The sequence below is a fragment of the Heyndrickxia shackletonii genome (assembly GCF_001420715.1).
GTDB lineage: Bacteria > Bacillota > Bacilli > Bacillales > Bacillaceae_C > Margalitia > Margalitia shackletonii.
The window spans coordinates 2,386,185-2,401,387 of record NZ_LJJC01000004.1 but is presented as its reverse complement, the minus strand read 5'-3'; the positions used below and the strand labels follow the sequence as shown (position 1 = coordinate 2,401,387).

The 15,203-nt window shown below is 33.9% G+C and carries 14 protein-coding genes; 13 read left to right on the top strand and 1 reads right to left on the bottom strand.

The window, feature by feature from the left end; translation table 11 throughout:
• Positions 1–50: 50 nt before the first annotated feature.
• Positions 51–1,688 carry a PAS domain-containing sensor histidine kinase gene (locus tag AN964_RS11430; RefSeq protein WP_055739798.1) on the top strand — a complete coding sequence of 546 codons (1,638 nt, stop codon included), beginning with the start codon at positions 51–53 and terminating at the stop codon, positions 1,686–1,688.
• 55 nt (positions 1,689–1,743) lie between these two features.
• On the opposite strand, the gene msrA is transcribed toward AN964_RS11430, so the two are convergent.
• Positions 1,744–2,271, bottom strand: coding sequence for a peptide-methionine (S)-S-oxide reductase MsrA (msrA, locus tag AN964_RS11425; RefSeq protein WP_055739797.1), 528 nt, complete (start codon positions 2,269–2,271; stop codon positions 1,744–1,746).
• A 578-nt stretch (positions 2,272–2,849) separates the two neighbouring features.
• Here msrA and AN964_RS11420 point away from each other — a divergent pair.
• The 12 genes from AN964_RS11420 to AN964_RS11365 form a co-directional block, all read left to right on the top strand.
• Positions 2,850–4,676 carry a polysaccharide biosynthesis protein gene (locus AN964_RS11420; protein WP_055739796.1) on the top strand — a complete coding sequence of 609 codons (1,827 nt, stop codon included), beginning with the start codon at positions 2,850–2,852 and terminating at the stop codon, positions 4,674–4,676.
• A gap of 27 nt (positions 4,677–4,703) precedes the next feature.
• A complete protein-coding gene (locus tag AN964_RS11415) occupies positions 4,704–5,330 on the top strand; it encodes a sugar transferase (RefSeq protein WP_055739795.1) in 627 nt (208 codons plus the stop codon).
• Between the two features lie 39 nt (positions 5,331–5,369).
• A complete protein-coding gene (locus AN964_RS11410; RefSeq protein ID WP_055739794.1) occupies positions 5,370–6,533 on the top strand; it encodes a DegT/DnrJ/EryC1/StrS family aminotransferase in 1,164 nt (387 codons plus the stop codon).
• Positions 6,534–6,588: 55 nt separating this feature from the next.
• Positions 6,589–7,332, top strand: a complete 744-nt coding sequence (locus AN964_RS11405; protein ID WP_055739793.1) for a YveK family protein — start codon at positions 6,589–6,591, stop codon at positions 7,330–7,332.
• Positions 7,307–8,008: a CpsD/CapB family tyrosine-protein kinase gene (locus AN964_RS11400; protein ID WP_055739792.1), complete on the top strand. Its 702-nt coding sequence runs from the start codon at positions 7,307–7,309 to the stop codon at positions 8,006–8,008. The genes AN964_RS11405 and AN964_RS11400 overlap by 26 nt, the downstream gene beginning before the upstream one ends.
• Positions 8,009–8,042: 34 nt before the next feature.
• On the top strand, positions 8,043–8,810 hold the full coding sequence (locus AN964_RS11395; protein ID WP_083489439.1) for a tyrosine-protein phosphatase: 768 nt from the start codon (positions 8,043–8,045) through the stop codon (positions 8,808–8,810).
• Positions 8,811–8,822: 12 nt separating this feature from the next.
• Positions 8,823–10,154 (top strand): O-antigen ligase family protein, encoded by a 1,332-nt coding sequence (locus AN964_RS11390; RefSeq protein WP_055739790.1) that lies wholly within the window; start codon positions 8,823–8,825, stop codon positions 10,152–10,154.
• The gene (locus tag AN964_RS11385) at positions 10,102–11,214 is read left to right on the top strand and encodes a phosphotransferase (protein ID WP_055739789.1); all 1,113 of its coding nucleotides are present in this window, start codon (positions 10,102–10,104) and stop codon (positions 11,212–11,214) included. The genes AN964_RS11390 and AN964_RS11385 overlap by 53 nt, the downstream gene beginning before the upstream one ends.
• Before the next feature lie 8 nt (positions 11,215–11,222).
• Positions 11,223–12,758, top strand: a complete 1,536-nt coding sequence (gene murJ, locus AN964_RS11380; RefSeq protein WP_055739788.1) for a murein biosynthesis integral membrane protein MurJ — start codon at positions 11,223–11,225, stop codon at positions 12,756–12,758.
• A gap of 17 nt (positions 12,759–12,775) precedes the next feature.
• Positions 12,776–13,939 (top strand): glycosyltransferase family 4 protein, encoded by a 1,164-nt coding sequence (locus tag AN964_RS11375; protein WP_055739787.1) that lies wholly within the window; start codon positions 12,776–12,778, stop codon positions 13,937–13,939.
• Between the two features lie 25 nt (positions 13,940–13,964).
• On the top strand, positions 13,965–14,888 hold the full coding sequence (locus AN964_RS11370) for a beta-1,6-N-acetylglucosaminyltransferase (RefSeq protein ID WP_055739786.1): 924 nt from the start codon (positions 13,965–13,967) through the stop codon (positions 14,886–14,888).
• Positions 14,889–14,982: 94 nt separating this feature from the next.
• Positions 14,983–15,203 (top strand): transposase (locus AN964_RS11365; RefSeq protein ID WP_161809282.1); only part of this gene is annotated, 221 nt, incomplete at its 3' end.

Genomic DNA, 15,203 nt, shown 5'->3' with positions numbered 1-15,203 from the left:
AATAATTTCATCTGTACGAAGAAAATTAGCATGCAAAGAAGGCGGCTTACTTGCGAAAATCAAAAATTCTGCTTTTATATTTAATAGCAAGCTTTATTTGGATTTTCCTAACTGAATATCTGATGAAATATTTAGGACTGAATTTATCTGTAGTATTAATAGTGGAAAGAATTAAAGGGATTCTTTATATCATGATGACAGGCGGTTTTATTTATTTTTCGCTTATTAAAAAAGAAGAATTTGATTTCATCAAACAGGAGGAAAGAAAACTCTCCACCCTTATTAATTCGATGGTAGATTACGTTATATTTAAAGATGGGGAAGGGAGATGGATTCAAGCAAACCAATTTAGTCTAAAGCTTTTTCAATTAGAACATGTCCAATATAAAGGAAAAACAGATATCGATCTCACAAACTTAAACCCCTTTTACCGTAAAACATTGCTTCAAAACAAGGAGATTGATGAGCTTGCATGGAAAAAAGGAAAGCAATTTCGAAATGAGGAAAAAATTCTGCTTCCCAGCGGAGAGATGAAGACCTTTGAAACCATCAGGGTGCCCCTCTTTAACCCAGATGGCAGCAGAAAAGCATTAGTTGTAATTGGCAGAGATATAACGGAGAGATTAACGACAGAGCAAAAACTAAGTGAGAGTCAACAGCAATATAAATCTTTGTTCGAATATAATCCGGATCTTGTCTTTATGGTGAACTTAAATGGAACAATAACACAATTGAATCCCGGTTTTGAAATTATCAGTGGCTATCGGCGTGAAGAGTTTGTTGGAAAGCCAATATTTGAGTTAATTATCGCTGAAAGTCGGGAGAAGATTCTTGAACAATTTAACATTATTTTGAGTGGAGGAAGCCCGACCGTCAGTGAAGTAAAAATTAAATGTAAGGCTGGCAAAAAGCTGATTTTAAACTGTACAACCGTGCCGATGAAGATTAATGATCAACTGGTAGGGGTTATCTGCTATGGAAGAGATATCACAAAGTTAAAGGAAACAGAGGAAAACTTAAGAAAAACAGAAAAGCTTTCAGTTGTGGGAGAGCTGGCAGCAAGCGTAGCTCATGAGGTACGAAATCCGCTCACTTCTATTAAAGGTTTTATCCAATTATTGGAAGTGGAAGATCAAAAAAACAAGCGCTATTTTGATATTATTTTGAATGAGCTTGATCGAATCAATGAAATTGTAAGTGAACTTCTTGTATTAGCAAAGCCCCAAGAGATCGTTTTTAAAAAGTGCAGTGTTATTCAAATTCTCGAAGATGTAACCTCTTTACTTAAGTCTGAATCCAATATGCAATCAGTCGAATTAATGTTACATGCTGATGATGAAATCCCCATGATTAACTGTGATGCCAATCAATTAAAACAAGTTTTTATTAATATCATTAAAAACGCTATCGAAGCATCCCCACGAGGCAAGCCTGTACAAATTAAAGTGTCGAAACATCAAAATAAATCCATTCTCATCCAAGTGAAAGATAAGGGAATCGGGATATCTGCTGAACGTCTCAAAAGGATTGGCGAACCGTTCTTTTCTCATAAAGAAAAGGGGACTGGCTTAGGACTAACCATTTGTTTCAAAATTATCGAATCCCACCATGGGAAAATTCTATTTGAAAGTGAGCTTGGAAAGGGAACCACCGTGGATATTATTCTACCTGTGCCATCTAAACAATAAAAATATTGTGCAAATATAATAGGGATGTGCCATTTTACACATCCCTTAAAACTGCTTACTCCCAATGAGTTTTGATAAACTCGTCACGTCCAGATTTTTGACGATCTTCTTTATATTCCTCAGGACTCTTTTTATAAAAATCTTGGTGATAATCCTCTGCAGGATAGAAGGTCATCGCAGGAAGGATCTCCGTAACAATTGGCTTCTTAAATTTTCCGCTCTTTGCAAGTGCCTGCTTTGATTCTTCTGCAAGCTCTTTCTGTTTTTCATTATGATAAAAAATTGCCGTTCGGTATGAATCCCCGCGATCATGAAACTGCCCGCCCGCATCCGTTGGATCAATCTGCTGCCAATAAATCTCCAACAACTTTTCATATGAAAAAACGGAAGGCTCAAACGTAATTTGGACCACTTCATAATGTCCACTAGTTCCAGACTTCACATCTTTATATGTTGGATTCTCCACATGACCTCCAGAATAGCCAGATACTACTTTCTCAATACCATCCCACTGATCAAATGGCTTAACCATACACCAAAAGCATCCTCCCGCAAAGGTTGCCAGCTCGAATTGCTTTGTCATGTTGAAATTCCTCCCAATAAAGGTTGATTAATTAGGATATTATCATTTTAGTAGAGCGGAATCAATAATTAGACCTCTTATATCTAGTTATAAAAAAATTATATTTTAGAAATAATTTATCCTCTCTTGTTGTTCTTAATAATGAATAATAACAATATAATTGAAATATATTTATGATGGTGATGCCTCCTAACCATTATCAAACGGAGACACTCGGTCATGCTGTGGGTCCTAAAACCTTAGACGCTAGTCGTCAAGAGTGTGATGTGAGGGGGGGTTTAATGCCCCAATAAAATAAGAAAAGCGCAAGCGCCGCAGCTCTAGCGTACGGATTTCGTAGTCGCAGTCTTGAGATAAAGGAAACACAGTGAGGTAGTTCACTTGGAGCTAGACAAGATTAAACTTGTTAAATTATTTAGATGTTGAAAAATTTTATACTTTCCTATCCTTCAATAAAAGAATAATGATGCGATTCTTCGAGAAGAGTCGCATCATTATTCTTTTATCATTATACAAAAAAAATTTGATAGAAAAATAGAGTTATTTTAAAGGCTGTACAAAAAGGGGGTAATGTACGATTGACGTATCGCCAAAGAATGTCATTATTTGCCGTTATGGACTCAGTAATCGTGTTAACTGCAATATTCTTTAGTAGATTTTTGGTTACAGCTTCCTTTTATATTGTTACCATCCCAATTTTAGTTAGTTCAATCGTTTTACTTATAAGCCATCATTTTTATTCCCTTAAATTTAAACTATATAAAAAAGCTTGGGAGTATGCGAGTGTTGAAGAACTACTAATTATTTTTAAATCAGTAACTTTATCCATTCTTACAGCAGGGCTTGTTCAACAACTGATTAATCATGATATTTATTTTCGTGTTCTAGTTGTTACGTGGCTGCTAAATATCTTACTAATAGGCGGATCCAGATTCTGCTGGAGAATACTAGGCAATTTCGTTCTTAATAAAGCAAATAATAAGAAAAGAACTTTAATAATTGGTGCAGGTTCTGCAGGAATTATGGTAGCAAGACAACTAAAACGATCGAATGAGGCAGAACTTTTGCCAGTAGGCTTTATTGATGATGATAGCAGAAAAATGAATCTTGATATTTTAGGTATCCCTGTCTTAGGCAGGGTATCAGAAATTGAGAATATAGTGAGACTGCAAAATATTGATCACATTATTATTGCAATCCCTTCACTAAAGAAAAGGGAGTTAAATGTGATTTTCAACGAATGTGTTAAAACAAAGGTGAAAACTCAATATCTGCCTATGATTGAAGATTTAATAACAGGAAAGGTTTCTATTAATCAATTTCGTGATGTAAAGGTAGAAGATTTATTAGGACGTGATCCTGTCGAATTAGATATTGAAAGTATTTCAGAATATATAAAGGATAAAATCATTTTAGTTACAGGTGCTGGCGGATCTATTGGTTCAGAAATTTGCAGACAAATTTCAAATTTTGCACCAAAAAAACTATTATTGCTCGGTCATGGTGAGAATAGTATTTATTCTGTCGATTTAGAACTAAGGAATACATTTTCTAATTCCAGTATTGAATTTATCCCTATCATCGGGGATCTAAAAGATTTAAATAAAATGATGACTATTATGAAAAACTTTCAGCCTGATGTGGTTTATCATGCTGCTGCACACAAACATGTTCCATTAATGGAGGAGTATCCTGAAGAGGCCGTTAAAAATAATTTAATAGGAACTGTAAATCTCGCAAAAGCTGCAAGTTCATATAAAGTTGGAACATTCGTCATGATATCTACAGATAAGGCGGTTAATCCCACAAGTGTTATGGGGGCTACCAAGAGACTGGCGGAAATGATGATTCAATATTTTGATACTGTAAGTGAAACCAAGTTTGTTACGGTAAGATTCGGAAATGTTTTAGAAAGCAGAGGAAGTGTTGTCCCATTATTTAAAAAGCAAATTGAAAATGGCGGACCGGTAACGGTAACACATCCCGATATGGTTCGATATTTTATGACCATACCAGAAGCATCAAGACTAGTAATTCAAGCGGGAGCCCTCTCCAAGGGTGGAGAAATATTTGTGCTTGATATGGGAGAACCATTAAAAATTGTAGATTTAGCAAAGAAATTAATCAAACTATCCGGATACAAGGATGATGAAATAGACATAATTTTTACCGGGATTAGACCTGGAGAAAAACTCTATGAAGAATTGCTTAAAAAAGAGGAAGGATATGAGCAACAAATTTATCCCAATATTTATATAGGAAAAAGATCACTTATTTATGTAAATGAAATTGAGGACATTATCACAAACTATTTGATCTTTGATAAAGAAGATTTAAAAAGAAGACTCTTAGATTTGGCGAATAACAGAATGATGGACCATGCATTATTGGGAGCATCATTTTAAAATAATTGGATAGGTGGATAGAATCAATTGAAAAGAATAGTAGATGTGATCCTATCATTAATGTTATTAATTCTATTACTGCCACTTATATTGATGATTGGGTTATTAGTTCGAATCAAGTTAGGATCGCCAATCTTATTTAAGCAGGAACGTCCGGGATTATATGAAAAACCATTTTATCTATATAAATTTCGAAGTATGAATGATCAACTAGACAATGATGGACAATTACTTCCTGATGAACAACGTTTAACTTCGTTTGGAGCATTTCTTAGAAGATATAGTCTAGATGAGCTTCCTCAGCTTTTGATTGTTTTAAAAGGGGATTTAAGCTTAGTTGGCCCGCGTCCGCTACTAATGGAATATCTTCCGTTATATACAAAAGAACAAGCAAAAAGACATTTAGTTAAACCAGGGATTACGGGATGGGCGCAAGTGAATGGAAGAAATGCTATTAGCTGGGAAGAAAAATTCGAACTAGATGTATGGTATGTGAATCATCAGTCATTATCTCTTGATTTAAAAATATTATGGTTAACAATGAAAAAGGTTCTAAAAAAAGAAGGTGTTTCACAGCAACACCATGTTACGATGGAGAAGTTTAAAGGTAGTTACGCGATGGAGAGAGAGGATGGCGGTTCAAAACATGCTTAAAGAATGGTCATGCATTTATTATTTTAAGAGGTGTCTTAGATGCTAAATACAACAAAAGGCAAACGTATTTATCTTTCCACCCCGCATATGAGCGGTAAGGAAATGAAATATATACAGGATGCATTCGATTCTAATTGGATTGCACCGCTGGGATTTAATGTAGATGAATTCGAAAAAGGAATAGCAAATTATATCGGAGCCAAGGGAGCTGTTGCGGTAAGTTCAGGAACTGCTGCCATTCACTTGGCTCTTTCTTTATTGGATGTCAATAGAGGGGATACGGTGTTTTGTTCCACTCTTACATTTGTTGCCAGCGCAAATCCAATACTGTATCAAGGGGCAGAGCCCGTCTTTATCGACTCTGAGCCAAATTCTTGGAATATGTGCCCCAATGCTTTAAAGAGGGCATTCGAAGATGCTGCTATGAACGGTAAACTACCTAAGGCAGTTATTATCGTAAATCTCTATGGGCAATCTGCTAAAATGGATGAATTGCTTTCAATCTGTAAAGCCTATCAAGTTCCTATTATTGAGGATGCAGCGGAATCGTTGGGAACGATATATAGAGGAAAATTCAGCGGAACTTTCGGTGATTATGGAATATTCTCGTTTAACGGTAATAAAATAATTACCACATCAGGTGGGGGAATGCTTGTATCAGATAACGCAGAAGTAATAGACAAGGCTCGGTTTTTAGCTACACAGGCTAGAGATCCGGCAATATATTATCTTCATAGCAGATTAGGATATAATTATCGGCTAAGCAATGTACTGGCAGGAATCGGAAGAGGTCAATTAGAAGTGCTGGATGAACGAATTAAGGTCAAAAGGGAAATTTTTGAAACATATAAAAGAGAACTAGAGGGGTATTCCTGTTTATCTTTTATGAAAGAATTAGAGAATAGCTTTTCGAATAGATGGTTAACGGTATTAACCATTGATGATAAAAAGGCAGGTATTACAGTAGGTGAGATTGTAGACGCATTCGCGGAGAATGATATTGAGGCAAGACCAGTATGGAAACCACTTCACACACAGCCTCTTTTCAAAAATAGTAAATACTATCCGCATAATAATGAGAAGAGTATATCGGAAAAATTATTTTTAACAGGTATTTGCTTACCTTCAGGTACAAATATGACAAAAGAAGAACAAATAAAAGTAATAAATTGCTTGAAAAACCTATTAATCCATTCAAAATAACACAACGACAAGGATAATAGTAAAGATTAGAGTACGGTTAATGATGGAGGTATATATGGATAAAACAATCAAATTTTTAGATATATTTACAATCCTAAAAAAGCGTTGGCTATTAATTGTACTCTTTACAATACTTGTGGCTGCTATTAGCGGCATTCTTTCGTATTTCGTCTTAACACCTGTGTATCAAGCTTCTACACAAATCTTAGTGAATCAACGAAATTCCAATAATCAATTGGACACCGCATTACTTCAAAGTAATGTAGATTTAATCAATACCTATAGAGACATTATAAAAAGTCCCATCATTCTGGACAAAGTCATTAATAATCTTAATCTTGATATGACCACTGAAAAGCTCGGCAAAAATATAACGGTAAACAGCCAGCAAAATTCACAAGTTTTTACCATTATCGTACAAAATAAAAATGCAGCAAAAGCCATAGAAATAGCGAATACTGTTGCAGAAACCTTTCAAAATGATATTCAGTCGATAATGAAAGTCGATAATGTCAGTATCCTTGCTAAGTCTGAATTAAAGCAAAATCCGATACCAGTAAAACCAAATAAGGTATTGAATATTACCATTGGTATTTTAGTAGGACTTATGTTTGGGACTGGATTCGCATTTTTGATTGAAATGTTTGATAATACGTTAAAAAATGATCAAGAGATAATTGATCTCCTTGGTTTGACCGTCATTGGAACGATTCCAAAAATGGAAAAGCGATTAACAAGAAGCAAAAAAAAATCCGCAAAACAAAAAGCAGGAGATGAGACAGTTGCTTCGGAAGCATAAAAATATTGTTAAAGACGAAATAAAATTAATTACTTACTATCAACCTCAATCTTACATTACCGAACAGTACAGATTATTAAAAAACAATATACAATTTTCCTCTGTCGATAAGGAAATAAAAACAATTGTGGTTACCTCGCCTGAACCTGCAGATGGGAAAACGACAACTTCTGCCAATTTATCAATCGTTCTGGCGCAGCAAGGAAAGAGAGTTATATTGGTAGATTCTGATCTTAGAAAGCCTTCTGTACATTATTCTTTTAATATCAGTAATCTGCACGGACTTACAAATGTATTGACTCGAGAAATCAGCCTGGAAAACGCCATATTAAAAACCCATATCCATAATTTAGAAGTTCTAACAAGCGGACCAATACCGCCCAATCCATCGGAGTTATTAGAATCAAAAGCAATGGAACTGCTCATCTATCAGCTTCACTCGGGATTTGATTATGTAGTGTTTGACACACCTCCTATTCTCGCTGTTTCTGACTCACAAATATTAGCGAATAAATGTGATGGTGTCATTATGGTAGTATCAAGCGGGAAAACGCGAAAGGATGCTGCGTTGAAATCTAAGAATATTTTACTTCAGGCAAATGCAAGATTAATAGGGGTCGTAATGAATGGTATCGAGCAAAAGAGGAGAGAGGATTATTATCAATATGGCCCGTAAAGAAATTAAATTGCATACTAAGGAGGCGATTCCTTTGATTGATATTCATAATCATATATTGCCAAATTTAGATGATGGGCCAGCAGATTTTATCCATTGCCTAGACATGGTCCGTAACGCAATTAATGCAGGGATTACCCATCTTTTTGCAACACCGCATCATAAGAATGGACAATACGAAAATCCAAAAAAGGACATCCTCTTCCATGTACAGGAGCTAAATACTTATTTGGAAAGGGAAAACGTACCTCTCATTATTCATCCAGGACAAGAACTTAGAATTCATCATGACATTTTTTCCGCTATGGAGAGGGATGAAATACTTACGTTGAATAATCAGGGAAAATACTTATTGATGGAACTCCCTTCAAATGATCTTCCACGCTATACGCTGGAAATTGTCTACGAACTAATATTAAGGGGAATTCATCCAATCATTGTCCATCCGGAAAGAAATAGGATGTTGCTTGATAATCCCGCAGTTTTATTCGATTTAGTTCAAGAAGGAGCACTTGTACAGTTAACAGCTGGAAGTATCATCGGTTCTTTCGGAAAAAAAATACGTTCCTTTTCGGAGAAATTATTAAAGCATCAATTAGTTCATTTTATAGCATCTGATGCACATAACTGCACATCAAGAGGATTCTTCTTAAACGAAGCATATGAAGTAATTACAAAATCCTATGGTTCCGAGTTTACACTTTATTTGCAAATAAATGCTGAAGCTCTCCTAAATGGTAAACCAATCTTAACTTCACATCCTGTCCCAATAAAGAGAGGAATTTTTTCTTTTATGAAATAGCAGGCGCAAAGGATGGTGTTTGTTAAGGTGAATCATTTATATAATCCAAATAATCAGCTCAATAATCTATTTTTTACCTCTTCTTTAATCATCATGGCAATATTACTGCATCAATCACAAGTATTATTTGGTATCAATATATCATTTTCAGATATTTTTTGTTTTGTTCTATTCTTCATTATGATGATAAAAAAGGAAGTCATCATCCCTGTAGTACCAACTATTTTTTTTCTGATTGTTTCCATGATTGTTCTATCTTCTGCAGTATTTTTTATTCCAGCCGTTGTAATGTACAATCCTTCCGTAATGTCGATTGCAAATGATTATATAAAGCTAATAGCCATATTTATATACTTTATAACTGGCTACAATCTTACACATAAAAATTTAGTGAAAACTACGATTAAATGGTATTCTGTTTCCGGAATGGTTATTGGGGGACTAGGAGCCATTTTTACTGTTTTAAATATCCGTCTTTTTTCTAATCTATTATATTTTGATGACACAAGATACCGAGGGTTTATGATAGATCCGAATTATTTCTCTGTTCTCCAAATAACTTCTTTTGTTTATTTTAGCCGCTCAGAATTAAAGATGCGCTATAAGGCAGTGGCTTTTTTTATTTTGCTTTTTTCGGTATTAATTTCAGGTTCCAAAACAGGTATCATGACTCTAATTGGCTATTTAGCACTTCGAATGAGTGAATACATTCTTTTAAAAAGGAAAAGAGGCCTTGTTATTGCAGGACAATTGATTGTAGTTGGATGTCTGCTTGTCTTCATTCCTGTTCTTTCAACATCATTAGGCTATATTTTCAATTATTTGAGTACAATAGTGCCTTCTTTTTCAAGAGTACAGCTGCTCTTTACAGATTTTAGTGGAGCACTTTCAGAAAATGGTTCAGGCAGAACCGTAACATGGGAAGTCGCTATACAGCTAATCAAGCTTTCGCCGCTAATTGGAATAGGGATCGGAACGTATTCGAGTGTAGCAAATGAATTATTTTATGAAAATCATATATCCCATAATACATTTCTTCAATTATCTTCAGAATGGGGGATTCCACTTGCTTTTTTCTTCTTTATTTATGTCTTGATATTAATAATTAAAGCTACAACTTCTAAAAAAACAAATAAGAACACTAACTCTATGTTAAGAGATATCATTGTTATCCTACTATTAGGATCCTTGGCGATATCATTAAATAACGCAAGGATTCTTTGGTTGATATTAGGGGCGCTAGTATCTTCTTTAAATCCGAATAATTCAGTAAATGATGCGGGGGAAAAAGATGTTCAAGAGATTTTATCTTTTTATCAAAAGAAAAAAGGATATAATGCATAGCTTCAACAGAAATCTCGCTTATATGTCCGCAGGCACTTACGCTTATGATAACAGTATCAAATATATTATGCGATGTGATCGCTACACCATCGATAAGGCTAATGAAATCTTTCAAAAGAATTATTATCAATTATTAATAAGATTCGTCATTTTATTATTAAGGAAAATGGTATTTAATCAAAAAATCAGGATTTCAGAGTTTCATAATAAAACGGATAACTTTTCCGGATGTGTCTACAGACCAGTTAGAAGCATTACAGGCTATAACGACAGCAGAATATTCGACTTTCATCATAATAAAGTTTTAACGATATTTGCGACAAAAGATGATTTTCATTCGGTTCTTAATAATAACGAATATTTTAAGGACTATTTTCCGCTTCCCAAAATACTATGGATTGACGAAACAAATTTATTAATCATGGAAGAACTAATACAATTTCAACAATATAGTAATTGGCAATCGAAAGACTATCTATATATTATTCAAGAAATTTTTAATCGATATTTGGATTATTTTAATGACTGCAAACAGAAAGGAAATATTTCCTATAAGAGCCCGGAATCTTTTTTGTGGGAGGGGAGTGAATCACACGAAATAAAATCAATTTTAAATGAAATACATCCAATTTTATTAAATATGAATTACCCATGCTTAAAACTTCATGGTGATCTGTGGACAGCAAATATCATGCTGATAAAGAAGGCTACCAATCAAATTTGTATGATCGATTGGGAGTATGCCAATGTTTATTTATTTTTCTATGATTTTTTTAATTTAATGTGGCTTGAGGTATATGTAAATAATAACGAATTTTATATTTATCACTATATGGATGGCGAAATGGATACTTATTTTGAAAAGGTATTTGCTTTATTTGATTTAACCTTTCACAAGGAATATCGTTTAGATTATTTATATATTTTCTTTTTGAATTTTTACAAGGAACGGGTTTTGTCTTTGCATAAAAGTGAGAGGCATAAATTTATAAATCGGTTCAAAAAAACAATTGGACTACTAAAAAAGGGAAGCGAGCAAAAACAAAAATTGAGTCAGTAGGCGATTAAATGAAAAAAACCGTGATTATATTAATGTTGGTAACAATTATTTCGAAAATATTGGGATTTGCAAGGGATATCACATTATCGTATTTTTACGGAGCATCAAGTATTAGTGATGTTTATTTAATCTCCTTAACGATACCTGCGATTATTTTTTCCATCGTTGGGAAGGGCATATCAGTTGGTTTTATTCCCATGTATACGCGTATAGAAAATAAAAGCGGTTCCGAAAAAGCATCTTTATTTACAAATAATTTAGTTAATTTGCTGCTCGTCATTTCGATCATAATCTTTCTTATCGGAATCATATTTACGGAAACCATTGTTAAAATGTTTGCATCTGGTTTTGAAGGAGAGACGCTGGCTTTAACTGTTCATTTTACAAGAATATCACTAGTTGGTGTCTTTTTTACCGCCTTAATATATATATATTTAGGATACCTGCAAATAAAAGGAGCATTTATTATTCCTGCCGTTATGGGTCTGCCCGCCAATTTCATTACAATTGGCGCTATTTTTTTTAGCTCCTTTACAAATCCTTATCTTTTATCCATCGGGAGTGTACTATCAACCTTTTCGCAGCTTTTGCTTCTTTTTATTTTTAGTCACAAGAATCATTACCGTTATCAATTTACCCTTCATTATAAAGATGAAAATATAAAAAGAATGGCTGTATTGGCTTTACCTGCGATAGTCGGTACGTCCGTCGCACAAGTAAATTTATTAATTGACCGAACGCTTGCTTCACAAATTACGAAAGGAGGAATAACGGCATTAGATTATGCAAATACATTAAGCGTCGTTATTATCGGAGTATTTGTAGTATCGATAAGTACCATCCTTTATCCAAAAATATCGAAGCTTATTGCTGAAGGGAATATAGATGGCATGAAATCAATATTTTCAAATGCTATTAACATCATAAATATTTTAGTAATTCCTGCCGCAATAGGATGCATGTTCTTTTCAAGGGAAATCGTGGAATTGCTATATGGAAGAGGCAAATTTGATTCCCACGCAATAGAGTTAACTTCGTATGCGCTGTTTTTTTATGCATTAGGAATAATCGGTTTAAGCCACAGAGAAAATTTATCAAATGCCTTTTACGCTCTTCAAGATACAAAAACACCGATGATTAATGCAGGCCTCGCAATGTTTCTAAATATCATTTTGAATCTCCTATTATCCAAAATTTTAGGAATTGGCGGCATCGCATTAGCAACAAGTATTTCAACTACTTTTTGCACTTTTTTGTTAATAATCAGTTTAAGAAGAAAGCTAGGAAGACTGGGATTAAAAAAGCTCTCCTTTTCCTTCATGAAGATTATGATTGCTTCACTAGCGATGGGAGGAATAAGTAAGTACATTTATAAATTATTCATCAGCACAACCGGCCATATATTTACATTTATCTTTGCTGTTGTGATAGGAGGATTAATCTATTTTGTGCTTTTGTATCTTTTAAAAGTAAAGGAAATAGACACAATAATTTTATTGGTAAAGGGGAAATTAAAGAAATCGTTGGCAAAGGAAGCAGCTTAAGTTCAGGAGGAATTCGAATGAAAATTTTGATTGTTTCTACCGTGTCAGGAACGATTAATACGTTTTTAATTCCGCATATTAAATGGTTGATCGAGAAGGGAAATGAAGTTAGTGTTGCATCCAATTATGCTGAAGATATAGATGATAGAATATCGGAACTTGGATGCACGATATATTCTGTTCCATTTCAAAGGAACCCTTTAAAAATAGAAAATTATCAAGCCTTAAAAAGCATAAAACAAATAGTATTAAACGGAAAGTATGAGATGGTACATGTTCATACTCCTGTTGCATCCTTGTTGACCAGATTTGCTTGCCGGAAAATAAAAGGGGTAACGATGGTATATACATCTCATGGATTTCATTTTTTTAATGGAGCTCCAATGAAGAATTGGATTATATATTGCACATTAGAGAGATTAGCTGCCAGGTGGACGGATGTTTTGATAACGATGAATGATGAAGATTTCGATTATGGACAAAAATTAACATTAAGATCCAACATTCCTTGCTTCAAAGTGCATGGTGTAGGTGTTGATTTAAATAAGTTTTCGCCAATTTCCCGGGAGGAAAAATTAGCTTTGCGATCTGAATATCAATATAATCCCAATGATTTTATTGTTATATATGTAGCCGAACTAAGCTACCGAAAGCAACAAGATTTATTAATAAAATCGATAAGTAGACTGCAGAAAAATATTAATCAAATAAAGCTTTTACTAGTTGGAGACGGGGAGCTTTTGGAAACATATAAAAAGATGGCAGCTAATTTTAAGTTAGACAATCAAGTAGAATTTTTAGGATATCGAAAGGACATAGATAAGCTACTAGCTATGTCTGATATTGCTGTTTCCACTTCCAGACAGGAAGGGCTGCCAGTAAATATTATGGAAGCGATGGCAACAGGACTCCCAATCGTTGTGACTAATTGCAGAGGAAATCGGGATTTAATTACTAATAATTATAACGGAATTGTTGTAGGAGTAAACGACGAAAAAGCTTGTGCCAACGCAATTGAAAAAGTATATAGATCTAATAAAACGAGAACCATATTTTCTAAAAATAATATTAATAGTATACAAACCTATAAAATAAATAACATTCTTTCAGAAATGGAAGAGATATATTCTAATATATTTGCTGAAAAGACAAAACTGCTGGGAAAGAAGCTTAAAGCATAATAACAATGGTGGGGAGTGATAAATGATGACCGCTGAACTACGAATTGCCTATATCTTACAAATTCACAAAAATCCTGAACAAGTAAATAAATTTATTCATCAGCTTACAGCAAATAATGACGCTGATGTATATATTCATATTGATAGAAGACAACGCGAACAAATAAAAACCAAGATTGTAAAAAATCCTAATGTAAAAATTTTAGATCAAAGTTTGATTTGTGAATGGGGAGATTTTAGCCAAATCGATACGACGCTTCTGCTGTTGAAGGAAGTTTTATCTGCGAACAAATCCTATGATTTCGTATGTTTCAAAAGCGGTCAGGATTTACTTGTAAAAGATGGCTTCCATGAATTCTTATCCAAAAACAAAGGACAAATATTTATGCATTTTAATGACATAACCTGGAAGAATAAAGGAGTTATACTCCTTAATTGGCCAAAAGTAACAAGAAAAAGATATACAAACGCCCATCCATTTAGGATATACAGAAGATCTATTAAATACTTATACGATAAAGGCATTAAACTTTTCCCTAATACGAATTATTGGCCACAGGATTTTGAGTTCTATTGTGGTTCACAATGGTTTACCATTTCTTTTGAAGCAGCTAAGTATATTATCGACTTTTTAGAAGAAAATAAATGGTTTTATCACTATTTTGAAAAAACCTATACCCCTGATGAATGGTTTTTTCACACGTTATTAATGAATTCACACTTTAAGTCGAAGGTGGTAAAAGACAACCATTTATTTTTAAGATCAGGAATATCCTTAAGGGAACGGAATTCTCCTATTTGTTTGACTAAAGATGACATCCCTTTCATTGAGGAATCCAATAAATATTTTGCCAGAAAATTTGACGAATCCATCGATAATGAGGTAATTGACTATTTTGTAAATAAAATATACGAGTCTACCTTAAAAAACCATCATTTAATTAAATGATGACAGACTGTAGACAAACTCGATGAAGATCGAGCTTGCCTACAGTCTTTTTTGTTTTAAAATATAAATAGAAATAATACTTGGGGTGATGAAGATGCTTTCAAAACATAATTCCATTCAACGTGATCAAGTAGAAATGATCGCTTTAGACCAGTTGGTTCCCGAAAATCATTTAGTCCGAAAAATGGAGGCAGCGATTGATTTCTCTTTCATTTATGATTTAGTGGAAGAAACATATTCCGCAGTTGGACGCCCAAGTATTGATCCCGTGATCTTGATTAAACTTACCTTTATTCAATATACATTTGGCATTCG

Excerpts from the sequence above, each read along its gene's own strand:
- AN964_RS11400 (WP_055739792.1), top strand. The coding sequence starts at position 7,307 with ATGAGACAGTTGCTTCGGAAGCATAAAAATATTGTTAAAGACGAAATA.
- AN964_RS11410 (WP_055739794.1), top strand. The coding sequence starts at position 5,370 with ATGCTAAATACAACAAAAGGCAAACGTATTTATCTTTCCACCCCGCAT.
- msrA (WP_055739797.1), bottom strand. The coding sequence starts at position 2,271 with ATGACAAAGCAATTCGAGCTGGCAACCTTTGCGGGAGGATGCTTTTGG.
- AN964_RS11370 (WP_055739786.1), top strand. The coding sequence starts at position 13,965 with ATGACCGCTGAACTACGAATTGCCTATATCTTACAAATTCACAAAAAT.
- AN964_RS11390 (WP_055739790.1), top strand. The coding sequence starts at position 8,823 with ATGGTGTTTGTTAAGGTGAATCATTTATATAATCCAAATAATCAGCTC.
- AN964_RS11375 (WP_055739787.1), top strand. The coding sequence starts at position 12,776 with ATGAAAATTTTGATTGTTTCTACCGTGTCAGGAACGATTAATACGTTT.
- AN964_RS11405 (WP_055739793.1), top strand. The coding sequence starts at position 6,589 with ATGGATAAAACAATCAAATTTTTAGATATATTTACAATCCTAAAAAAG.
- AN964_RS11385 (WP_055739789.1), top strand. The coding sequence starts at position 10,102 with ATGTTCAAGAGATTTTATCTTTTTATCAAAAGAAAAAAGGATATAATG.
- murJ (WP_055739788.1), top strand. The coding sequence starts at position 11,223 with ATGAAAAAAACCGTGATTATATTAATGTTGGTAACAATTATTTCGAAA.